The following is a 21,088-nucleotide window of genomic DNA, read 5'->3' as shown; positions in this document are numbered from 1 at the left end:
AGCGTAGAATGAATCGCCGTCAGTTTGTCAGCCGGGTCTCCCTCGGCGCAGCAGCCGCTTGCGCCCTCACGCCGTCCACGCTTGCCGCATCCGCCCCCGGACAGGTCAACGTCCGCTTCGTCGGCATGATGACCTTCATGGAGCGGGCCGACCGTTCGTTCCTGGTGGCCACACCCGGCCACCACGCGTTCCATCACATGACCCACACGCCGTTCCTGATGGCGCGCAAGGGTTCGGCCATTGCCAAGGCGCTTGGCATGTCGCCGGTCGCCGGTGTGGTCCCCGCCGCGTTCGACACGAGGCTCATTGGTTCCCGCGCCGATGATTTCGTTTACCGGAATCTCGACAACGTCTCACTCGACATCACGTCCGGCGCGAACGATGCGGTGACCAACGAGGCCACCGAGATGGCCTTGATGAACCGCATTGCGCCGGGCAAGCGCGTCCGCGGCAACGTCGAGAAGTGGGCATCGTCCACCGTCTCACTTCGCGGCGGCCGCATCGAGAATTCCGCCGGGCATCCCGATGCCGGGAAGGTATGGTCGTTCGGCGGCTACCGGCAGCAAGTGACCGACGCGGTGGATTTCCGCAACCTGAGCGGCGCCACCACGACGATCCGCCTGACGAGCGCACTCGAGGCAGCCTCGTTTACGGCGCAGGCCGGCGCAACAGCCGACCTGTGGGTGTTCAGCGCGGCGCAGCCGGGCGAGAGCGTCGGCGAGCCGACCATGCTCGAACACGCCGAGGTGCTGTTCGACTACCTGGTGGACGCCAAGCCGGTGGTCGCGACGTGCCCCGAGGCGACCGGCCGCATGGTGCCACCCACCGCGCTGCCGTTCGTGAAGCCGACGAGCGCCAGCAACGGGCTCGTGGCCGGCGAAGCGGTCATGCCACCGCTCTCGGAGTTTTGCTTTATCGCGGCAATCTTGTTTGGTGACGGCAGCAAATAACCAGTTCCCCCGTCGAAGGCCGGGCTACCTGGGCCCGGCCTTCATTTTTTCCCACTCCGCCAGCGCCGCGTCCACCGCGGCGGCCGTTGCCTTCCACGCCTCTCGCACGACCGGTGTCGGCGCGGCATCCGCGGATTCCACGGCGCCAAACAACTGACCGAGCGGCGCGCTGGCCCGCGACAGGCGCTGCTCCAGTTCGGTGAGCGCGGCGGTCTTCGCCTGGGCGGCGCGGATGTCGCGAATGGCGGCGTTGCTTCGCCGCAGCGCCGCATCAATCGCGCGCGACATGTCGTACTGCAGCTTGAGGTCGGCCGCCGTCGCCCTGACGCGCGGATCCATCTTCACCACCAGCGGCTGCGTCAGGGTCTTGCCGTCCACGGACAGGCGGACTGTGTACTTGCCGGGCGCCGCGAATGAGCCCGCGGGCGTGCGCGGCGTGTTCGCCAGGATGGCGGAGATTGGATAGCTGAAGCCGGCGACAGCGGGACGCTCGTGATGCAGGTCCCACACGAAGCGATGCAGGCCGGCCGATGCGGCCAGCGGCCGATGGGGCCGAATCCAGTAGTCCGGCGTGTTGCGGCCCTCCACCAGCGGCTCCACCGGGTCGGCACTCGAGTAGCGGCGCACCACGCCGCCCTGCCCATCGAGAATCTCGATGGTGACCGGCCCGTTTGACGCCGCCTTCAAGTAGTAGTGCAGCACGGCGCCATCCGGCGGGTTCTGGCCGGCCGGTTCGTCTGGCGGCAGCGGCGTATCGGTGTTCTTGTTCCACCGGAAGCGCCACGCGTCCTGCGGCGCGAACAGGTGAGCATCCGGAGCGGCCGCCATTGCGGCCGACACCTGCCGGAGCGGGGTGATGTCGTCAAGGATGTAAAACGAACGGCCGTGCGTGCCCACCACCAGGTCGTTGTCCTTGATCACCAGGTCGCGAATGGACGTCGCCGGCATGTTGTTTCGCAGCGACTGCCAATGGTCGCCGTCGTCGAACGACAGGTAGACGGCCTGTTCGGATCCCGCGAACAACAGGCCCCGCCGCTTCGGGTCCTCGCGGACCACGTTGATCGCGCCGCCGTCGGGGATGCCACTGGTGATGTGCGTCCAGCTCTTGCCGCCGTCGCGCGTGCGATAGATGTGCGGGCGAAGGTCGTCCAGCCGGAAGGTGTTGATGGCGGCGTAGGCGGTGTTCGCGTCGAAGTGGGAGGCGTCCATGATCGACACCTTCGCCCACGGCGTCAGCGCCGGCGGCGTCACGTCCTGCCAGGTCTTGCCGCCGTCGCGCGTCACGTGAATCAGGCCATCGTCGGTGCCGGCCCAAATCGTGCGTTCGTCGAGGTACGACGGCGCAATCGTGTAGATGACGCCGCGCTGTGTCGGCTGCGCCTCCGGCGAGGTTGAGTAAACGCCGACGTTCCCGGGAATCTCCCAGGTCTTGCGGGTGAGATCCGGGCTGATCTGATCCCACGACTGTCCGCCGTTGACGGTCTGCCACAGCACGTTGGAAGAGAAGTACAGCTTGCGCGGATTAACCGGCGAGAACAGCACCGGCATGGTGCGCACGACGCGGTAGCCGGGGTCACGGCCGAACTTCGGACCGACCTGCTGGACCTGGCCCGTGCGGCGGTCCCAGCGCGACACCTTGCCACCGTAGACGATGTCGGGATCAAGCGGGTCTGGCGCGACGTAGCCGTACTCCTCCACGCCCACCGGCGACCATTCGCGGAAGGTGATCTGCCCGTGATCGCCGCGACTCTGCACGCACGCCGATCCGCTTTCCTGCTGTCCGCTGCACACGCGGTACGGGAACGCATTATCGGTGGTCACGTGGTAAAAAGCGGCGGTCGCCTGGTTGTACCAACTGCTCCACGAGTCGCCGCCGTTCAACGAGATCACGGCGCCCTGGTCTGACGTCAGCGCCAGGATGTCGGGGTTGTTCGGGTTGAACCACACCTTCTGATAATCGTCGCCGCCGGGCGCGCCGCGAATCGCGGTGAAGGTGCGGCCGCCGTCCGTGGACTTCCACGTCACGATCGTCGGCACGATCACGATGTCCGGATTGGTCGGATGCACGCGGACGTCGCTGGCGTCAGAGGGGCGGGCCAGCACGCGCGGATCGCTGTTGACCCGCGTCCAGGTCTCACCAGAATCGTCCGAGCGGAACAGGCCTGGGTTCCGCGCCTCGACGACGGCGAAGATGCGGGAGGGGCGGCTGGGGGCAATGCCAATACCGATGCGGCCAATGCGATCGGCATCCCAGGTCGGCAGTCCGGTAGTGAGCTGGCGCCAGGTGGCGCCGCCGTCGGCGGACTTGAACAGTCCGCTGTTCGGCCCGCGGAAGTCGCCGTTCTCCCATGGGCCCTGGCGGGCTTGCCACAGCGAGGCGTAGACGACGTCGGGGTTCGACGGATCGATCTGCACGTCCACGCCGCCAGTGTTCTCGTCCTTGTAGAGCACGCGCGCGAACGACTTCCCGCCGTCGGTGGATCGGAAGATGCCGCGCTCGGTATTCGGGCCGTATGGATGCCCGAGCGCCGCCACGAACACGCGGTCGGCGTTGGCCGGGTCGACGACGACCTGCGCAATCTGCTGGGTGTCACGCAAGCCGAGGTGGATCCACGTCTTGCCGGCGTCGCTGGACTTGTAGATGCCGTCACCGGTGGCGAGGTCAGGGCGCTGCTGCGCTTCCCCGGCGCCCACATAGATCACGCTCGGATTCGAGGGCGCGACGGCAAGAGCGCCGATGGCGCCGGTCGGGGCCGAGTCGAAGATGGGCGCCCACGTGCGGCCGGCATCGGTGGTCTTCCAGACCCCGCCGTTGACCACGCCGATGTAGAAGGTATGCGGCTGGCTGGGCACGCCGTCGAGCGCCTTGGTGCGGCTGGCGCGATGCGGGCCGATGTTTCGCCACTCCATTTCGCGCAACTGTCCTTCCGCAACAACTACGGAGGGTAAGCCCGGTGCGAGGGTCGCCGGCCCCTGGGCATGTGCTATCGGCCACCCCACGACTGCCGCCAGGACCAATGCCGCAAGAGATATCGCTGTTCGCATGCGGTGAATATACCCTTCCTGCATGCGATACTTTTCGCCATGCGCAAGCTCACCCTTCTCTCGCTGACGACCGGCGCGCTGATTGCGGCCATGACCCTCCCTGGCGCCGCCCAGTCGCGCGCCGCGGTCACGGCCGCCGACTACGCGCGCGCCGAACAGTTCCTGGGTTACAACACCTCGCCGCTGGTCTCGAACGGCCCGGTGCAGCCCAACTGGCTGCCGGATGATCGCTTCTGGTATCGCAACGTGACCGTCGCGGGCAGCGAGTTCATCCTGGTGGACCCGGCGCGCGCGGCCAAGGCCCCGGCCTTCGACCACGCCGCGGTCGCGGCGGCGCTGACCTCCGCGATGGGCAAGCCGGTGACGCCGGCGCGGCTCCCGTTCCAGCAGTTCACGTTTGCCGCCGGCCAGCAGTCCTTCTGGTTCGACAGCGACCTCAAGCGGTGGACCTGCGACGTGCAGGGCAAGCAGTGCACGAGCGGCGATCGCCCGGCGCGGCTCCAGAACAGCGTGGTGTCCCCGGATGGCAAGCTGGCCGCGTTCATCCGCGACTACAACCTGTGGGTGCGCGACCTCGCCGCCGGCACCGACCAACAGCTGACCAGCGACGGCATCAAGGACTACGGCTACGCCACCGACAACGCCGGCTGGATCCGCAGCGACAGCCCGGTGCTGGTGTGGTCGCCCGATTCGAAGAGGATCGCCACCTTCCAGCAGGATCAACGCAAGGCGGGCGACATGTTCCTGGTGAACACCGTGGCCGGCCACCCCAGCCTGCAAGCGTGGAAGTACCCGCTGCCGGGCGACGAGTTCGTGACCATGATCGAGCGCGTGATCATCGAGATCGAGGGACCGAAGGTCGTCCGCCTGCAGATGGGCCAGGACCAGCACCGCTCCACGCTCTGTGACGATGTGAAGTGCGGCGGCGAATGGGTGGACGTGCAGTGGAGCCCTGACGGCAGCCAGGTGTCGTTCGTCTCGACCTCGCGCAATCACCAGCAGGCCAACCTGCGCGTGGCCGACGCCGCCACCGGCGGCATTCGCGAGGTGCTCGAAGAGAAGGGTGAGACCTTCCTTGAAGCCGGCAACGGCAAGGTGAACTGGAAGTACCTGCCCGGATCGAACGAGGCCATCTGGTTCTCTCAGAAGGAGAACTGGGGCCACCTCTACATGCACGACCTGCAGACCGGCAAGCTGAAGCACCCGATCACCAGCGGCGACGGCAACGTCACGCAACTGACGCGCGTCGACGAAGCCACGCGAACCCTCTACTTCCAGGGCGTCGGCCGCGAGCGCGGGCGCGACCCGTACTTCCGCCACTTCTACCGCGTGGGCATGGACGGCAAGGGCGTGCAGCTGTTGACGCCGGACGACGGCGATCACACGGTGTCGGTGTCACCGGACGGGAAGTACTTCGTCGACACCTATTCGAAGCCCGACGTGCCGTCGGTGTCGGTGCTGCGTGACAACACCGGCAAGGTGGTGCTGCCCCTCGAAAAGACCGACATCTCGCGGCTGGTCGCCACCGGCTGGAAGCCGCCGATGCCGATCACCGTGAAAGATCGCGGCGGCGTCGGCGACCTGTACGGCCTGCTCTACCGGCCCACCAACTTCGACCCGACGAAGAAGTACCCGATCATCAACAACATCTACCCGGGACCGCAGACCGGCAGTGTGGGCAGTCGCAGTTTCTCGGCCGCGCGCGGCGATTCACAAGCCCTCGCCGAACTCGGCTTCATCGTCGTCCAGATCGACGGCATGGGCACACCGTGGCGCTCGAAGCGGTTCCACGCCGCCTACTACGGCGACATGGGCGACAACACGCTGCCCGACCAGGTCGCCGGCATGAAGGAGCTGGCGGCACGCTACCCGTGGATCGACATCGATCGCGCCGGCATCTACGGCCACTCGGGCGGCGGGTTCGCCACCGCCGCCGCCATGTTCAAGTACCCAGACTTCTTCAAGGTCGGGGTGTCGCAGGCCGGCAACCACGACAACCGCGTGTATGAAGACGACTGGGCCGAGAAGTGGCAGGGACTGCTCGAGAAACGGCCCGACGGCACCACCAACTACGACAGCCAGGCCAACCAGAACTTCGCCAAGAACCTGAAGGGCAAGCTGCTGCTCGCCCATGGCTCGATGGACGCCAACGTGCCGTTCTACAGCACGCTGCTGGTCGTCGACGCGCTGATCAAGGAAAACAAGGACTTCGACCTGATCATCTTCCCGAACCGCGGGCACGGCTTCGGCAACGAACCGTACATGGTTCGCCGTCGCTGGGACTACTTCGTGAAGCACTTGTTGGGAGCGGAACCGCCGGCGGGATTTCAGTTGAAGGGCCCGCCTTCGCCTACTTCGTAGGCTTACGGCGAGGTAAAGCCGGCGAGAGAAGGCGGGCCCGAAGGCCCGCCTTTCTTGTTAGCCCCGAGCCGCGGCGACCTTCTGCGGGAAGATCTTCTTGAACGCCGTCATGAACTTCTCCATGTCCTCCGGCGTGCCGACCGACACGCGCAGGTGGTTCAGCATGGGCGGGAACGGACGGCCGACCAGGATGCCCATCTTGCGGAACTCCTCGATCACGCCCTGCACCTGGCGCTCGCCCAGGCTCACCATGAAGAAGTTGGCCTGCGACGGGATCACCGGGTAGCCCCACGACTCCAGCACCTTCGTGGTCTTGTTGCGCATGTCGACGATCTTGGCCTTGACGTCGGCCTCGGCGGCCTTGTCCTTCAGCGAGGCGACCGCGCCCCACTTGGCCAGCACGTTGACGCTATTGGACGCGTAGATGCGCATGTCGCGAATCATCTCCGCCGGCGCCACGGAGTAACCGATACGCATGGCGGCCAGCGCCGCGATCTTCGAGAAGGTTCGGGCCACGACGACCGGCCGGCCCTCGAGCACGTACGGGATCGCGGTGCCATACGCGGGATCATCCACGAAGTGATGGTAGGCCTCGTCGATCAGCACCGGCATGTCCTTCGGGATGTTGTCGAGCAGGTCCTTGATTTCCTTGGCGGTCACGATCGCGCCGGTCGGGTTGTTCGGATTGCACATGTAGACGAAGCCGATGTCGCGCGCGTTGCGGTTCGTGGCCTCGATCATCTGGCTGATGTTCTGCCGGTAGTCCTTGGTCAACGGGATCTGAATGGAGCCGGCCTTCACGTTGGCCGCCTGCTGGAACACGCTGGCGTAGGACGGGCTGACGCCCAGTACCTTCTTCCCCGGCCCGAGGTAGGTGGTGGCCATCACGTTCAGCCCTTCGCCGGACCCGGCGGTCAGCAGCACGTTCTCGCGCTTGACGCCGTGGTGATCGGCAATGACCTGGGTGATGTTGCCGTCCGGGTAGCCGTAACGGTTCGCGTATTTCCACGCGTCGTTCATGGCCTTCATCACCGATGGCGGCGGTCCGTAGTTGTTCTCGTTGCTCGCCAGCTTGACGAAGGCGTCGTACTCAGCATCGCCGCCGGTGAACTGCTGGGTCACCCCCTGCGCGAGCAGTTCGGCCTCGGGCCGAAGACTGAGGGCGCCAACGGCAGCGGCCACTCCCCCAACAAACTGACGACGAGAAAACGGCGACCGAACGTCCATGTATGCCTCCAAAAGGAACGAAGAATTCGCTGAATTCTACTCCGAGACCCGGCAATCCTAAAGAACTGTTGGCGCATGGCCATCAGAAGGAAAAGTAACCAACAGCCGGGCTGCCCGGTCGTATCCATTACCATGTCGCCCATGCTTCGTCTCGTTTCCCTCGCGTTGTTGGGTTTGTCGCTGGTATTGCTGGCTGTGGACGCGCCGGGAGCCACCTGGCGGGAACTGCTGTTCCTGGGTGAAATCCTGTTGATCACCGTCGCCACGCGATCGCTGGCGGCCGGCTCGGCGCTCTCGACGCTGGCGCTCGGCCTGGGCCTGGTCGTGCCGTTGATGGTCGGGGCGGGGCACGCCCTGGCCACCGCCGGCCTCGACACCACCGCCGGCTTTGCCAATTGGGGTTTAATCCCCGCCATCGAGGAAGGGCTGAAGCTGATCCCGGTCGCCGTGGTCGTCCTGCTCTACCGGCGCCGATCCGGACGGGCGCCGAACCCGTCCGATCTGCTGATGCTCGGCTGCTTCGCCGGCGCCGGGTTCGCGCTCGCCGAGAACGCCTTGCTGGTCCGGAACAGCGCGGGCATCGCGCGCGACATGGCCCGTCAGTACGGCCCGCACCTCGGCACGTTCTACGTGGTGCCCGGCGCGTGGGGCGCGGCGGGTTACGTCGGACACGCGGCCGCCACGGGGCTCGCGTGCGCCACGGTCGGCTTGGGCCTCGCGCTCCGCGGTCGGCTGGGGTCGTCGTGGCGGGCGGTGGCGGTGAGCGGCCTCGCGTGGGTGGGGCTCGAGCACCTGTTGACCAACTACTACGTCGGCAGCGGATCGGGCGCGGCCCTCATGCTCGGCAACGGCCGGCTCACGCCGTGGATTTTCGTCGCCGTCGCGGTCGCGGTGGTCGCCTTCGACTGGTCGCGGGCGCGCGCCACGCTGGCGCACTCCGCGAGCCTGCGCCGCCGCGTGGCCATGGCGCGAGCCGCCCTGCTCCGCACGAAGCCGCCGCTGCCGAAGTCGCGCGTCGCGGCGGTCACGATCTACCTGTCGCAACTGCGCAATCTGAACGCCACCGCCTGGTTCGTGCGCCAGGATCCGCGCCTGGCCGGAGGGACAACGTCATGAGCGCCGAATTCGCCGACCTGATTCAGCTGGTCTCCACGGCCGCGCGCAATCTCTACGGCGCCGGCGGCGGCAGCGTGCACCAGTCCGCCTACGCCGCGGCGCTCGGCGGCCTCGCCTGGGCCTGGGCCAACGAGGCCGCGCTCCGCGCCGGCCAGCACGTTTACGACCACGGCGGCGACACCACGCTGATCGAAGAGGCGTTCAAGGACAGCTTTGCCGACAGCCTGGGCTGGAGCGACGAGGAGTTCGAACAGTTCTGGAACGATCCCGACTACGGCTTCACCGCGTCCGACGCCCATCGCTACGACGAGACGTGGGACGCCTGGGAGTCGATGACGAAGAAGCGGTAGCGGAATTCCGCCACGCCAGGGTCATGGCCTCGCCCAGGGCCTCTTCGTCCACCGTGGCGAACAGCACCCGGGTGCAGCCCTGGCGGCCCCACGCGCCGCTTTCGGGCATGAACGACTGGGGATCGCCGGCAATGAACCTCTCCTGTTGTTCGGGCGTGAGCTTGACCATGCCGCGCTCGGCCGCCTGGAGGCTGGCGAAGACCCGTCCGTGTGCCCGGAAGTCGGGATGGCCCATATGCGCGCCCTCGATCGCGCCGTCTAACCCGAGGGCGATGCGGCGAAAGTCTGTGGCGGTAATCACGGCTTGACCCTCATCGAAAAATCCCCGGGATTATGGGAGTCTAGCCCAGGGCCGAACCTTCCGCGGGCGGCCTCGTATGTTTAGGGAAAGGAGCCTATGGTGTTTGGACCCCTGCGCCGCGTGAAGTTCCTCGTCACCGCGCCGTTCATCGTGCTGATGCTGTTCATCATCAACGTGATGACCTCGCCCGGTGAATGGTGGGTGCAGTGGGCGGCCTTCGGCATTGGCATCGCCTGGGTGATCAACCTGTTCAAGTTGATCCGCGACGTCATCCTGCTGGGCGGGCTGGCCGCGTTGGGCGCCTACCTGTTCAACCGCAACCGGCAGCACTGAGGCCTCAGCGGCCGGCGACGCTGCGCAACATGGTGAGCAGCAGATCCACGGCCACCGTGTTGTGGCCGCCGAGCGGGATCAGCACGTCGGCGTAGCGCTTGCTCGGCTCCACGAACTCCAGGTGCATCGGCTTCACCGTGCTCTGGTACTGGTCGATCACCGAGTCCATGGTCCGGCCGCGTTCCGCCACGTCGCGCTGCAGGCGGCGGATGAACCTGGTGTCGGAGTCGGTGTCCACGAACACCTTGATATCCATCAGCTCGCGGAGCGCCGGGTCGGTCAGCACCAGGATCCCTTCCACAATCAGGGCGCGTCGCGGCTGGAACGTGTCGGTCTCGGCGAGCCGCGCGTGCCGCGTGAAGTCGTACTGCGGAACCTCCACGGTCTGTCCCGCCTTCAGCGCCCGGACGTGCCGCACCATCAGGTCGGTTTCGAGCGCATCCGGATGGTCGTAGTTCAGCGCCGCCCGTTCCTCCAGGCGCAGGTCGTTGCGGTCCCGATAGTAGCGGTCGTGATCGAGACGCGTGACGTGGTCAGGGCCAAGGCTGTCAACGATCCGCCGGACGACGGTGGTCTTTCCCGACCCGGAACCACCGGCCACGCCAATTACGAACGATGCCATTTGTGAGATCGATCATAGCCGGTTGTGAGACTCTTGCCAGAGTCAAGTGAGCACGTCGACACCCTCTCCGCGCAGCCAGCCGTCGCCGTTCCGGCACCCACCGCGGACCGCCCGGCGGAGCTATCGGCCGGCCCTCGATCCGCGGACGACGAAGCCGAAGGGAAGCTCCACCGCGTGGACGCGGATCCGCCATGTCATCTGGTCGTGGTGGGTGTGGGCGGGCCTGGCCGTGTATTTGATGAACATCGGCGCGTGGTGGCTGGCGATTGCCGCGGCCGCCGTGGCCGGCATCTGCTCGATCTCCACGTCGGTGGAGATTCCGCCGCAGTGGGGCCTCGACCACAGCCTCGAGGTCGGGTCGCCCGAATTCCTCGACACCATGGCCGGCGCGGCCGGCGTGCCGTTTGCGCCCGGCAACACGCTCGAGATCCTGAACAACGGCGACCGCTTCTTTCCGTCGATGCTGACGGCGATCCGCGAGGCCGCGCGCTCGATCACGATGGAGGCCTACATCTACTGGGCCGGCGAGATCGGCGTGACGTTCGCGCGCGCGCTGGCGGAGCGCGCCGCGAATGGCGTGCGGGTCAAGATCCTGCTCGATGCCGTCGGCTCCTCCAGCGTGGGCGAGGAGATCCTAAAGATCCTCCGCGACGGCGGCTGCCACGTCGCGTGGTACAACCCCCTCAGGTGGAACCGGCTGCGGCACTTGAACAATCGCACGCACCGCAAGTCGCTGATCATCGACGGCCGCATCGGTTTCACCGGCGGCGCCGGCATTGCCGACCACTGGGCCGGAGACGCACAAGACGAGAAGCACTGGCGCGACTTGCAGATCCGAGTGGAGGGGCCGGCGGTCAGGCCCCTGCAAACCGGCTTCGCCCAGAACTGGCTTGAAGCCACCGGCGAACTGGTGACCGGCCCCGACTTCTACCCGCCGATCGAAGCGGTGGGCCCGGTGGCGCTGCAGACCGTGATGAGTTCACCGGACACCGGCGCGTCAACGGTGCGGGTGATTCACTGCCTGGCCATTGCCGCGGCCCACCTGTCCATCGAGATTGCCAACCCGTACTTCATCCCGGACCACCTCGCCATCGACCTCTTCCGCGAGGCCGTGAAGCGGGGCGTGCGCGTGCGCATCATGGTGGCCGGCAGGCGCAACGACAACCGCGTGGCGCGCCTGAACAGCATCCGGCTGTACGGCGCGCTCCTCGAAGCCGGCGTGGAGTTGCTCGAATACAACCGCACGATGATGCATCACAAGACCATGGTCGTGGACGGCTTGTGGGCGACGGTGGGAACCACCAACTTCGACAGCCGTTCGTTCGCGCACAACGAGGAGAGCAACGTGTGCGTGTGCGACGCGGCGTTCTCCCGTCAGTTGAACGAACTATTCGCCCGCGACGCGGAGCTGTGCGAGCCGGTCAGCCTCGAGGCGTGGCAGTCGCGGCCGCTGGTGGACAAGACCCTGCAGGCCCTGGCCTCGATCTTCCAGGACCAGGTCTGATGACGATGCGGCTGAGGTTGATGTCTACCTTCGGCCAGGCTGTCGGCCGCGTGGCCCGCCATGAGCGAACCGACGATTCGCCGCCGGCGAATTGTTGGTGAGTCGAATGGTGCGGAAGAGAGGACTCGAACCTCCACCCGGTTGCCCGGACTAGCTCCTGAGGCTAGCGCGTCTGCCAATTCCGCCACTCCCGCACGGAGGGTATTCACGAAGGCAGTGAGTCCTTGAGTATACCTAGCGCTCGGCCGCGAACGCAAACCTTCCCCGCTTTAGCGCGCTCTGCGCTTCCACCACGGTCAACATCGCCTCCGCCGCATGCGACAACGCGCCCTCGCGGCGATGGATGAGCCGAAGCTTGCGGTCAAAGGCCAGCTCGGGCACCTCGACACGGACCAGCTCCTTGTGCTGCAGCTCGTGCTCCACGGTAATGGCCGGCAGCAGCGCGACCCCGTTCCCCATCGCCACGAACTTCTTGATCGCGTCGATGGTGGGCATCTCCACCGGCATGCGCAATTCGACCCGGCGCTTGCGGAAGGTGTCGATTACCTTCTGGCGGTACGGCGACGACACGTGGTGCGCCACGAACGACTCGCGCGCCAGTTCCGCAATCGACACCTTGTCGCGCCGGGCCAGCGGGTGCGACGGCGGCACCACGAAGGCCAGCTCGTCGTGGTAGACGACGATGGAATGGAGGGCGGTGGTGTCGGGGCGGAAGGTGACCACGCCGAAGTCGGCGCCGTAGTCGAGCACCTGCGCCGGCACGCGGCTGCCGAGCGCGCGCTGGACCGTGATGTGCACATCCGGGTAGAGCCGGCGGTATTCGTGCAGAATCGGCAACAGGTAGAGGCACGTCAACTCGTTGGCCGCCACCGTGAGCCGCCCGGTGCGCAACTGCCGCACGTCATCCAGCGCTGCCATCGTCCGCTGCCGGAGGTTGACGAGGCGCTCGGCGTGGTCGGCCAGGACCCGGCCGGCGTCGGTCAGGACGCCGCGGCGGCTGGAGCGGTCGAACAGTGGCCGGCCAATCTCATCCTCGAGCTTCTTGATGGTCTGGCTGATGGCGGGTTGGGTCCGGTAGAGCGCCTTGGCGGCGGCCGAGAAGCTGCCTTCACGCACCACCGCGAGAAACGCTTCGAGTTGGAATAGTTCCATCGCGACTCATACTATAAGCGAAGACCCTTCCATCCATAGATATTATTACTTTGACTTATCTTGGTCGCCCGCCCGAGACTATTGCGGAGCTTGGACACCATGGCCACCAGATCCCGCATTCACGTGTTTGACACGACGCTCCGCGACGGCGAGCAGGCCCCCGGCTTCAGCATGACGCCGGCCGAGAAACTGCGCCTGGCGCAGCAGCTTGACCGCTTGGGCGTGGACATCATCGAAGCCGGCTTCCCGATCTCGTCGGACGGCGACTTCGAAGCCGTGAAGACCATTGCCGGCGCGGTGCGCCGGCCGATTATCGCGGGCCTGGCCCGCGCCGTCCCCGCGGACATCGACCGCGCATGGGCGGCCCTCTCGGGCGCCGCCCGGCCCCGCATTCACGTGTTCCTGGCGACCTCGGACATCCACCTCGAACACAAGCTGCGCATCACGCGCCAGCAGTGTGTCGAGCAGGTCACGAAGGCGGTAGCCCACGCCCGGGCGTACTGCGCCGACGTGGAGTTTTCCGCGGAAGACGCCACCCGGACCGAGCTGGCGTTCCTGTGCGACGTGGCGGCCGCCGCCGTTGACGCCGGCGCCACCACCATCAACCTGCCCGACACGGTCGGCTATGCGCTGCCGGCCGACATCGAGCGGATGTTCTTGACGGTCAAGAAGCGCCTGGGCGACCGCGCCGTGCTGTCGGCCCACTGCCACAACGACCTGGGCCTGGCCGTGGCCAACTCGATTGCCGCCGTGCAGGCGGGCGCGCGCCAGGTGGAGTGCACCATCAACGGCATCGGCGAACGCGCCGGCAACGCCTCGCTCGAAGAGATTGTCATGGCCTTCGAGGTGCGGGCCGACGCCCTGCCCCACATGACCGGCATCCACACGCCCGGGCTGGTGCCGGCCAGCAACACGCTATCGGCCATCGTCGGCGTGTCGGTGCCGCCGAACAAGGCGATTGTCGGCGCCAACGCGTTCGCGCACGAGGCCGGCATCCACCAGGACGGCATGCTCAAGAACGAACTGACCTACGAAATCATGCGGCCCGAAAGCGTGGGCGCGCCCGGCACCCGCCTGGTGCTCGGCAAGCACTCCGGCATGCGCGGCCTCGACGCGCGGTGCCGCGCGCTCGGTCACCGGCTGCGGCAGCCCGAACTCGAGCGCCTTTACACCAAGGTCACGGCGCTGGCCGATCGCACCAAGTCGGTGGACGACGATCAGCTGGCGGCCATCATCCGTGACGAAATGGCGGCGCCGCTGGCCATTGGCGCGGGCGCCGGCGCGGGCGCGCGCCGTGGAGACGCTGCATGTCACTGAAGATCGCCCTGCTGCCCGGCGACGGCATTGGTCCGGAAGTCACGGCCGAAGCCGTGCGGATCCTGAAGAACGTGGCCGAGCACGCGGGCAAGACGTTCACCTTCACCACGCATCGGATTGGCGGTGTCGCGATCGACGCCGACGGCACGGGCCTGCCCGAGGCCACGCTCGAGGCCTGCCTCGGCGCCGACGCGGTGCTCCTGGGCGCCGTCGGCCATCCCAAGTTCGACGGCCTGCTGCCGTCGGAACGGCCGGAAGCGGCGCTGCTGGCCCTGCGGCAGGCGCTCGGCGGGTTCGCCAACCTGCGCCCGGCCATCTGCCATGCCTCGCTCGCGAAGCGGACGGCGTTCCAGCCCGAAAAGGTGCGCGGTGCCGACCTGCTGATCGTCCGCGAACTGCTGGGCGGCTTGTATTACGGCGAGCCGCGCGGCTTCGAGGCCTCGGGGAACACCGCGTTCAACACCTTGATCTACTCGCGTCATGAGATCGAACGGGTGGCGCGCGTGGCGTTCGAGCGGGCGCGCGAGCGCAAGCACCGCGTCGCCTCGATCGACAAGGCCAACGTGCTCGAAACCTCGCGCCTGTGGCGCACCGTCGTCACCGAGGTGGCGAAAGACTACCCGGACGTCGCGCTCGAGCACGTTTACGTTGACACCGCGGCCATGCGGCTGGCGACGTCGCCGACCAGCTTCGACGTGATGCTCTGCGACAACCTGTTCGGCGACATTCTCAGCGACCAGGCGGCGTCGATCGCCGGCTCGCTCGGCGTGTTGCCGTCGGCGACGCTGGGCGGCCGCGTCGATCTGTACGAGCCGGTGCACGGCTCGGCCCCCGACATCGCCGGCAAGGGCTGGGCCAACCCGATCGGCGCCATTGCCAGCGCCGCCATGCTCCTGCGCTTCACCGCCAAGATGGAGAAGCAGGCGGCGGAAATCGATCACGCGATCGAAGACGCGCTGGCGGCCGGCGCGCGGACCCGCGACCTGGCCGGACCGGGCGAGCGCGTGCTGTCCACGCAGGAAATGGGCCAGGCCATCGAAGACGCATTGACCGACGTGCGAGACAGGCGGCATTCCTACCATGCCGTCTAGTGGCCCGCGGACGCTGCTCGACAAGGTGTGGGACGCGCACGTCGTGCGCGTGCTCGACGACGGCCGCACCCTGCTCTACGTCGATCGCCACCTTGTGCACGAAGTCACCTCGCCCCAGGCCTTCGAGGGCCTGCGGCTGGCCGGGCGGCCGGTCCGCCGGCCCGACCTGACCTTTGCCACGGTCGATCACAACGTGCCCACGACGGGCCGTGAATTGCCAATCGCCGATCCGCTGGCGCGCGCGCAGGTCGAGGCGCTCCGCCGCAACGCGGTGACGTTCGGCGTGCCACTGTTCGACTTCAACAGCGGCCGCCAGGGCATCGTCCACGTGATCGGGCCCGAGCTGGGCCTGACCCTGCCGGGCACCACGATCGTCTGCGGCGACAGCCACACCAGCACGCACGGGGCGTTTGGGGCGCTGGCGTTCGGCATCGGCACCAGCGAGGTCGAGCACGTGCTGGCCACGCAGTGCCTCGTCCAGCAGAAGCCCAAGGCCATGCGCGTGCTGCTCACCGGCACGTTGAGCACCGGCGTCACCGCGAAAGACGTGGCGCTGGCGATGATCGCGCGCCTCGGTTTCAGCGGCGGCACCGGCTACGCGCTCGAAATTGCCGGCCCGCTGGTGTCGGGGTTGTCGATGGAAGAGCGCATGACGCTCTGCAACATGAGCATCGAAGCCGGGGCGCGCAGCGCGCTGGTGGCGCCGGATGACACGACGTTCGCCTACCTGAAGGACCGTCCCCACGCGCCCAAGGGCGCCGATTGGGACGAGGCCGTCGCGCGATGGCGGCAGTTGCGCAGCGATGACGCCGCCGCGTTCGACGCCGAGATCACCATCGACGTGACCGCGCTGGCGCCGGTCGTCACCTGGGGCACGCGGCCCGACATGTCGCTGCCGATTACCGGGCAGGTGCCCGACCCGAAGGGCGCGGGATCGGAAGGCGACGCCAAGGCCATGGAACGGGCGCTTCACTACATGGGGCTTACGCCCGGCACGCCACTCGAGTCGGTGCCGGTCGATCGGGTCTTCATCGGCTCCTGCACCAACGCGCGGCTGGCCGACCTGCGCGCCGCGGCGCAGGTGGTGCGCGGCCATCACGTGCACGCCAGCGTGCGGGCGCTGGTCGTGCCCGGCTCGCAGCAGGTCAAGGCGGATGCCGAGCGCGAAGGCCTGGATCGCATCTTTGCCGACGCCGGCTTCGAGTGGCGCGAACCGGGCTGCTCGATGTGCCTCGGCATGAATGACGACGTGCTGGGGGAAGGCGAACGCTGCGCGTCCACCAGCAACCGGAACTTCGAGGGCCGGCAGGGCCGCGGCGGGCGCACGCACCTGGTCAGCCCGGCCATGGCCGCGGCCGCCGCCATCCAGGGCCACTTCACCGACGTGCGTCACTGGGAGTATCGGTAATGTCCGCGCCTTCGACTCCGCTCAGGACCGGCCGCGAACCGTTCCGCGTGCACCGGGGCCGCGTCGCGCCGCTGCGGCGGAGCCACGTCGACACCGATCAGATCATCCCCAAGAACTTCCTGAAGCGGATCGAACGCACGGGGTTCGGGCCGTTCCTGTTTCACGACTGGCGGCGCACGCCGGCGGGCGATCTGGATCCGGCCTTCGTGCTCAACCAGCCGGCCTACCAGGGCGCGACCATTCTCGCGGCGGGGCCCAACTTCGGCTGCGGGTCGTCTCGCGAGCACGCCGCCTGGGCGCTCCAGGACGCCGGCTTTCGCGTCGTGATTGCGCCGTCGTTCGCCGACATCTTCAAGAACAACGCCGTCGGCAACGGCCTGGTGCCGGTGGCGATCGCGGAAGCCGCGGTCAACACCATCCTGGACCGCGCCGAAGCCGGCAACGGCTACGAGCTGGAGATCGACCTCGAACGGTGCGAAGTCCGCGACTCGCAGGGACTGGCCGAGCGCTTTGCGTTCGACGAGGCCTCGCGGCAGCGATTGCTCGAGGGCAAGGACGAGATCGACCTGATTCTGGCGCACGAGTCCGACATCGCGGCGTTCGAACACCAGCGGCACGACGTCATCGCGTAGGGCGAAGGCGCCCGAAAGACACAACTATGAAGCAGCGCGGAGCTCACATCATCTGGTCGTGCCTGGTCGAACAGGGCGTTGACACCGTCTTCGGCTATCCCGGCGGCGCCATCCTGCCCGCCTACGATGCGCTGCTGGACCACCCGATTCGCCACGTCCTGGTGCGCCACGAACAGGGCGCGGCGCACATGGCGGATGGCTACGCGCGCGCCAGCGGACGAGTCGGCGTGGCCATCGCCACGTCCGGACCTGGCGCCACCAACCTCGTCACCGGCATTGCCACCGCGATGATGGACTCGATTCCGGTCGTGTGCATCACCGGGCAGGTCCCCGAGGCGCTGTTGGGCACGGATGCGTTCCAGGAGACCGACATCACCGGCATCACGCTGGGCATCACCAAGCACAACTACCTCGTGACCAGGGCCGCCGACATCGCACCGACCATCCGCGAAGCGTTCCGGGTGGCCACCTCGGGCCGGCCCGGCCCGGTGCTGGTGGACATCACCAAGAACGCGCAGCAGGAAGAGACCGAGTGGGAGCCGGGCACGCGGACCAGCGCCGACAAGGCCCAGAAGCCGGTGGTCACGAAACTGGCGACCGGTTCGCTCGAGCAGGCCACCGACCTGCTCGCGTCCGCCAAGCGCCCGGTGATTCTCGCCGGCCACGGCATTCTCAAGAGCGGCGCGATGGCCGAAGTGCTGACGCTCGCCGAACGCGCGCACATCCCGATTGCCATGACCCTGCTCGGCATTGGCAGCGTGCCCGCCCAGCATCCGCTCAACCTCGGCATGATGGGCATGCACGGCGAGGCCTGGGTCAACGACGCCATCCAGGAAGCGGACCTCCTGCTCGCCTTCGGCATGCGCTTCGACGACCGCGTCACCGGCAAGCTGACGCAGTACGCGCCGCACGCCAGGAAGATCCACGTCGACATCGATGCGTCGGAACTCCACAAGAACGTGCGCGCCGACGTCGCCGTGCACGGCGACCTGAAGACGGTGTTGCGGGAATGGCTCCCGCAGATCGAAGCCGCGCGACACGACGGCTGGACCACCCGCATTGCCGAACTCGCCGGCGGCCTCACCGTCCGCGACATCCAGGAGCTCCCCGACGACGGCCGGCTGTGCGCGGCGCATGTCATCCACGACATCTGGAAGGCGACCGAGGGCAAGGCCATCGTGGTCACCGATGTCGGCCAGCACCAGATGTGGACCGCGCAGTACTACAAGGTCCACGAGCCCGGCACCTTCATCACCTCCGGCGGCCTCGGCACCATGGGCTTCGGGCTGCCGGCGGCGATTGGCGCCAAGATGGCCCGCCCCGACAAGGAAGTGTGGGCGATCGTCGGCGACGGCGGCTTCCAGATGACGCAGGCCGAGTTGCAGACGCTGGTGCAGGAGAACGTCAAGGTCAACATCGCGATCATCAACAACGGCTACCTCGGCATGGTGCGGCAGTGGCAGCAGTTCTTCCACAATCGCCGCTACTCGTCGACGCCGATGTTGTCGCCCGACTACGTGAAGCTGGCCGACGCGCACGGCCTGCCCGGCGTGCGCGTCACGCGGCGGGCCGACGTCAACGATGCGCTGCGCCACGCCCGCGCCTCGGCCGGCACAGTGGTCATGGAGTTCAAAGTGGTCCAGGAAGACACCGTGTATCCGATGGTGTCGCCCGGCGCCGCGCTCAACGACATGATCCGGCGGCCCGGCTCGCCGTCGCTCGTCGAGGCCGGAGCGGACGCATGACCGCCGATGACGCCAAGCCGCGGACCATCGTGGTCCGCTACGAGCACGAGATCGACGCCCTCGATCGGGTGGCGTCGATCCTGCGGCGGCAGCGCGTGCGCGCGGAAGCCTTCACCGCCGTGGCCTCGCACGATCGGGCCACCGTGCAGGCCACGATCATGTTCGACAGCTCCGACCAGACCGCGGCGCGCATCGTGTCGCTGCTCGAACGGCAAGTCGGCGTGCTGGCCGTCGAGGACTGGACCTCGATGGCGAGTCCCCTCGAAGAGTAAGTCCGGGCCGCGCCGAACCGACGGGCGGCTCCCAACCTTTCACCGTTGACCGAATGATCGGGTAGATGAGGCAGACGATGGCGAAGATGATTCACGACTCTGATGTGGACGTGGCGGCAATCCTGGGACGGCGCGTGGCCGTGATGGGCTTTGGCTCGCAGGGCCATGCCCACGCGATGAACCTGCGCGACAGCGGCGCCGACGTGCGCGTCGGGGTGCGGCCGAACAGCCGCGGCTGGCGCGCGGCCGAGGCCGCGGGCTTCGCGCCGATGGCACCGGCGGCGGCCGCCGCCTGGGCCGACGTCATCATGATGCTGGTGCCCGACCTCGTGCAGCCCGAGTTGTTCAAGACGGCGATCGAGCCGCACCTGACGCCCGGCAAGATGCTGATGTTCGCGCACGGCTTCGCGATCCGCTTCGGCTGGATCACGCCGCCGGAGGGCGTGGACGTGGCGATGGTGGCACCGAAGGCGCCGGGCCATCGGGTGCGCGAGGTGTTCAAGGAAGGCGCCGGCGTGCCCGGGCTGATCGCCGTCCACAAGGACGCCACCGGCACGGCGCGGGCGGCAACGCTCGCCTACGCCAAGGCCATCGGCTGCACGCGCGCCGGCGTCATCGAGACCACGTTCTCGGAAGAGGCAGAGACCGACCTGTTCGGCGAGCAGGCGGTGCTGTGCGGCGGCGTGAGCGCCCTGGTCACCGCGGGCTTCGAGACGCTGGTGGAAGCCGGCTACCAGCCCGAAATCGCCTACTTCGAGTGCCTGCACGAGCTGAAGTTGATCGTCGACCTGATGTACCGCGGCGGGCTCAACTTCATGCGTTACTCGGTCAGTGACACCGCCGAGCACGGCGACTACACCGGCGGACCGCGCCTGGTGACCGACGAGACCAAGAAGGAGATGCGGCGGATGCTGGCCGAGATCCGGTCGGGCGCCTACGCCGAGAAGCTGGCGCGCGACACCCAGAGCGGCTGGTTCGCGGCCGAGCGCGCCAAGCTGCGCGACCACCAGATCGAGCAGGTCGGCGCCACGCTCCGCGCGCGCATGCCGTTCCTGGAGCCGGCGGCCAAGCCGCAGGAAGAGCCGGCGCTCAAGGCATGACCTGAACGCGCGCAGGCGCCGCTCCCTGCCGATGTTGAAGGATGATGGGCTGGTGCAGCTCCGGAATCTCTGCTGAGGCCCGCCTTGGCCATCCACGTCGTACTCGTTCACCCCGACATTCACTGGAACACCGGCAACGTGGGCCGGACGTGCCTCGCCACCGGCGCGACGCTCCACCTGATCGAGCCGCTGGGCTTCTCGCTTGACGACCGCCGGGTCAAGCGCGCCGGGCTCGACTATTGGGAGCATGTCGATCTGCGGGTGTGGCCGAACTGGGGCGACTTCGAGCGGCAACTGCCGGCGCTCGGCGAGCCGTACTTCTTCTCGACGAAGGCGGCGCAAGTCCTGTGGGACGCGCCGCTGGGCACACCCGAGGGGGTCGTGCTCATCTTCGGGCGTGAGACCGGCGGGCTGCCGCCCGAGCTGCACGAGCAATATCGCGATCGCTTTGTCGCGATGCCGATCCTGTCGCCGTGGGTGCGGTCGCTCAACCTGTCAACGAGCGTGGGAATCGCGGTCTACGAGGTACTTCGTCAGCGCCGGGCTCCGGGCGCTGACTAGT

At 67.6% G+C, this 21,088-nt stretch carries 19 protein-coding genes and 1 tRNA gene; 14 read left to right on the top strand and 6 right to left on the bottom strand.

Going from position 1 to position 21,088, the window contains the following annotated elements; translation table 11 throughout:
- Positions 1 to 8 precede the first annotated feature (8 nt).
- Positions 9 to 950, top strand: a complete 942-nt coding sequence (locus WC815_05935; GenBank protein MFA5908294.1) for a hypothetical protein — start codon at positions 9 to 11, stop codon at positions 948 to 950.
- Between the two features lie 24 nt (positions 951 to 974).
- Here the strand turns inward: WC815_05935 and WC815_05930 are convergent, their stop codons facing one another.
- Complete coding sequence (locus WC815_05930; protein ID MFA5908293.1) at positions 975 to 3,860, bottom strand: hypothetical protein; 2,886 nt, start codon at positions 3,858 to 3,860, stop codon at positions 975 to 977.
- A 174-nt stretch (positions 3,861 to 4,034) separates the two neighbouring features.
- On the opposite strand from WC815_05930, the gene WC815_05925 reads away from it, so the two are divergent.
- Complete coding sequence (locus WC815_05925) at positions 4,035 to 6,356, top strand: DPP IV N-terminal domain-containing protein (protein MFA5908292.1); 2,322 nt, start codon at positions 4,035 to 4,037, stop codon at positions 6,354 to 6,356.
- A gap of 57 nt (positions 6,357 to 6,413) precedes the next feature.
- Here WC815_05925 and WC815_05920 read toward each other — a convergent pair whose 3' ends face one another.
- On the bottom strand, positions 6,414 to 7,538 hold the full coding sequence (locus WC815_05920) for an aminotransferase class I/II-fold pyridoxal phosphate-dependent enzyme (protein MFA5908291.1): 1,125 nt from the start codon (positions 7,536 to 7,538) through the stop codon (positions 6,414 to 6,416).
- A 186-nt stretch (positions 7,539 to 7,724) separates the two neighbouring features.
- On the opposite strand from WC815_05920, the gene WC815_05915 reads away from it, so the two are divergent.
- Both WC815_05915 and WC815_05910 read left to right on the top strand, forming a co-directional pair.
- Positions 7,725 to 8,699, top strand: coding sequence for a PrsW family glutamic-type intramembrane protease (locus WC815_05915; protein MFA5908290.1), 975 nt, complete (start codon positions 7,725 to 7,727; stop codon positions 8,697 to 8,699).
- Positions 8,696 to 9,049, top strand: a complete 354-nt coding sequence (locus tag WC815_05910) for a hypothetical protein (protein ID MFA5908289.1) — start codon at positions 8,696 to 8,698, stop codon at positions 9,047 to 9,049. The genes WC815_05915 and WC815_05910 overlap by 4 nt, the downstream gene beginning before the upstream one ends.
- Here WC815_05910 and WC815_05905 read toward each other — a convergent pair.
- Positions 8,979 to 9,350 (bottom strand): MmcQ/YjbR family DNA-binding protein, encoded by a 372-nt coding sequence (locus WC815_05905; protein MFA5908288.1) that lies wholly within the window; start codon positions 9,348 to 9,350, stop codon positions 8,979 to 8,981. The genes WC815_05910 and WC815_05905 overlap by 71 nt on opposite strands.
- A 96-nt stretch (positions 9,351 to 9,446) precedes the next feature.
- Here WC815_05905 and WC815_05900 point away from each other — a divergent pair, with 96 nt between their 5' ends.
- Positions 9,447 to 9,683, top strand: a complete 237-nt coding sequence (locus tag WC815_05900; GenBank protein ID MFA5908287.1) for a hypothetical protein — start codon at positions 9,447 to 9,449, stop codon at positions 9,681 to 9,683.
- Between the two features lie 4 nt (positions 9,684 to 9,687).
- Here the strand turns inward: WC815_05900 and udk are convergent, their stop codons facing one another.
- On the bottom strand, positions 9,688 to 10,305 hold the full coding sequence (udk, locus tag WC815_05895; protein ID MFA5908286.1) for a uridine kinase: 618 nt from the start codon (positions 10,303 to 10,305) through the stop codon (positions 9,688 to 9,690).
- A 46-nt stretch (positions 10,306 to 10,351) separates the two neighbouring features.
- Between udk and WC815_05890 the strand changes: the two genes are divergently transcribed.
- Entirely contained in the window at positions 10,352 to 11,809 is a 1,458-nt protein-coding gene (locus WC815_05890; protein MFA5908285.1) for a phospholipase D-like domain-containing protein, read from the top strand.
- 107 nt (positions 11,810 to 11,916) lie between these two features.
- On the opposite strand, the gene WC815_05885 is transcribed toward WC815_05890, so the two are convergent.
- Both WC815_05885 and WC815_05880 read right to left on the bottom strand, forming a co-directional pair.
- Positions 11,917 to 12,003: transfer RNA gene (locus WC815_05885), tRNA-Leu, on the bottom strand.
- Positions 12,004 to 12,043: 40 nt separating this feature from the next.
- The gene (locus WC815_05880; protein ID MFA5908284.1) at positions 12,044 to 12,961 is read right to left on the bottom strand and encodes a LysR family transcriptional regulator; all 918 of its coding nucleotides are present in this window, start codon (positions 12,959 to 12,961) and stop codon (positions 12,044 to 12,046) included.
- Positions 12,962 to 13,060: 99 nt separating this feature from the next.
- Between WC815_05880 and WC815_05875 the strand changes: the two genes are divergently transcribed.
- The 8 genes from WC815_05875 (at position 13,061) to WC815_05840 (ending at position 21,087) form a co-directional block, all read left to right on the top strand.
- Complete coding sequence (locus tag WC815_05875) at positions 13,061 to 14,278, top strand: 2-isopropylmalate synthase (GenBank protein ID MFA5908283.1); 1,218 nt, start codon at positions 13,061 to 13,063, stop codon at positions 14,276 to 14,278.
- Positions 14,269 to 15,369, top strand: coding sequence for a 3-isopropylmalate dehydrogenase (gene leuB / locus WC815_05870; protein ID MFA5908282.1), 1,101 nt, complete (start codon positions 14,269 to 14,271; stop codon positions 15,367 to 15,369). Before WC815_05875 ends, leuB begins: the two co-directional genes overlap by 10 nt.
- Positions 15,359 to 16,777, top strand: a complete 1,419-nt coding sequence (gene leuC, locus WC815_05865; protein MFA5908281.1) for a 3-isopropylmalate dehydratase large subunit — start codon at positions 15,359 to 15,361, stop codon at positions 16,775 to 16,777. Before leuB ends, leuC begins: the two co-directional genes overlap by 11 nt.
- Entirely contained in the window at positions 16,777 to 17,409 is a 633-nt protein-coding gene (gene leuD, locus WC815_05860; protein ID MFA5908280.1) for a 3-isopropylmalate dehydratase small subunit, read from the top strand. Before leuC ends, leuD begins: the two co-directional genes overlap by 1 nt.
- Before the next feature lie 26 nt (positions 17,410 to 17,435).
- Positions 17,436 to 19,154 (top strand): biosynthetic-type acetolactate synthase large subunit, encoded by a 1,719-nt coding sequence (gene ilvB, locus WC815_05855; protein MFA5908279.1) that lies wholly within the window; start codon positions 17,436 to 17,438, stop codon positions 19,152 to 19,154.
- The gene (locus tag WC815_05850) at positions 19,151 to 19,426 is read left to right on the top strand and encodes a hypothetical protein (GenBank protein MFA5908278.1); all 276 of its coding nucleotides are present in this window, start codon (positions 19,151 to 19,153) and stop codon (positions 19,424 to 19,426) included. The genes ilvB and WC815_05850 overlap by 4 nt, the downstream gene beginning before the upstream one ends.
- 65 nt (positions 19,427 to 19,491) lie before the next feature.
- Complete coding sequence (gene ilvC, locus WC815_05845) at positions 19,492 to 20,526, top strand: ketol-acid reductoisomerase (protein ID MFA5908277.1); 1,035 nt, start codon at positions 19,492 to 19,494, stop codon at positions 20,524 to 20,526.
- An 84-nt stretch (positions 20,527 to 20,610) separates the two neighbouring features.
- Positions 20,611 to 21,087: a tRNA (cytidine(34)-2'-O)-methyltransferase gene (locus tag WC815_05840; GenBank protein MFA5908276.1), complete on the top strand. Its 477-nt coding sequence runs from the start codon at positions 20,611 to 20,613 to the stop codon at positions 21,085 to 21,087.
- The last annotated feature ends 1 nt before the right edge of the window (position 21,088 follow it).

Source organism: Vicinamibacterales bacterium, assembly GCA_041659285.1.
Classification (GTDB): domain Bacteria; phylum Acidobacteriota; class Vicinamibacteria; order Vicinamibacterales; family UBA2999; genus 12-FULL-67-14b.
This window is presented reverse-complemented; position numbering and strand designations above follow the sequence as displayed.

What these genes read in the sequence shown, in the direction of transcription:
- WC815_05935 (MFA5908294.1), top strand. Translation starts at nt 9, where the DNA reads ATGAATCGCCGTCAGTTTGTCAGCCGGGTCTCCCTCGGCGCAGCAGCC.
- WC815_05930 (MFA5908293.1), bottom strand. Translation starts at nt 3,860, where the DNA reads ATGGAGTGGCGAAACATCGGCCCGCATCGCGCCAGCCGCACCAAGGCG.
- WC815_05925 (MFA5908292.1), top strand. Translation starts at nt 4,035, where the DNA reads ATGCGCAAGCTCACCCTTCTCTCGCTGACGACCGGCGCGCTGATTGCG.
- WC815_05915 (MFA5908290.1), top strand. Translation starts at nt 7,725, where the DNA reads ATGCTTCGTCTCGTTTCCCTCGCGTTGTTGGGTTTGTCGCTGGTATTG.
- WC815_05910 (MFA5908289.1), top strand. Translation starts at nt 8,696, where the DNA reads ATGAGCGCCGAATTCGCCGACCTGATTCAGCTGGTCTCCACGGCCGCG.
- WC815_05900 (MFA5908287.1), top strand. Translation starts at nt 9,447, where the DNA reads ATGGTGTTTGGACCCCTGCGCCGCGTGAAGTTCCTCGTCACCGCGCCG.
- udk (MFA5908286.1), bottom strand. Translation starts at nt 10,305, where the DNA reads ATGGCATCGTTCGTAATTGGCGTGGCCGGTGGTTCCGGGTCGGGAAAG.
- WC815_05880 (MFA5908284.1), bottom strand. Translation starts at nt 12,961, where the DNA reads ATGGAACTATTCCAACTCGAAGCGTTTCTCGCGGTGGTGCGTGAAGGC.
- WC815_05875 (MFA5908283.1), top strand. Translation starts at nt 13,061, where the DNA reads ATGGCCACCAGATCCCGCATTCACGTGTTTGACACGACGCTCCGCGAC.
- leuB (MFA5908282.1), top strand. Translation starts at nt 14,269, where the DNA reads ATGTCACTGAAGATCGCCCTGCTGCCCGGCGACGGCATTGGTCCGGAA.
- leuC (MFA5908281.1), top strand. Translation starts at nt 15,359, where the DNA reads ATGCCGTCTAGTGGCCCGCGGACGCTGCTCGACAAGGTGTGGGACGCG.
- leuD (MFA5908280.1), top strand. Translation starts at nt 16,777, where the DNA reads ATGTCCGCGCCTTCGACTCCGCTCAGGACCGGCCGCGAACCGTTCCGC.
- ilvB (MFA5908279.1), top strand. Translation starts at nt 17,436, where the DNA reads ATGAAGCAGCGCGGAGCTCACATCATCTGGTCGTGCCTGGTCGAACAG.
- WC815_05850 (MFA5908278.1), top strand. Translation starts at nt 19,151, where the DNA reads ATGACCGCCGATGACGCCAAGCCGCGGACCATCGTGGTCCGCTACGAG.
- ilvC (MFA5908277.1), top strand. Translation starts at nt 19,492, where the DNA reads ATGAGGCAGACGATGGCGAAGATGATTCACGACTCTGATGTGGACGTG.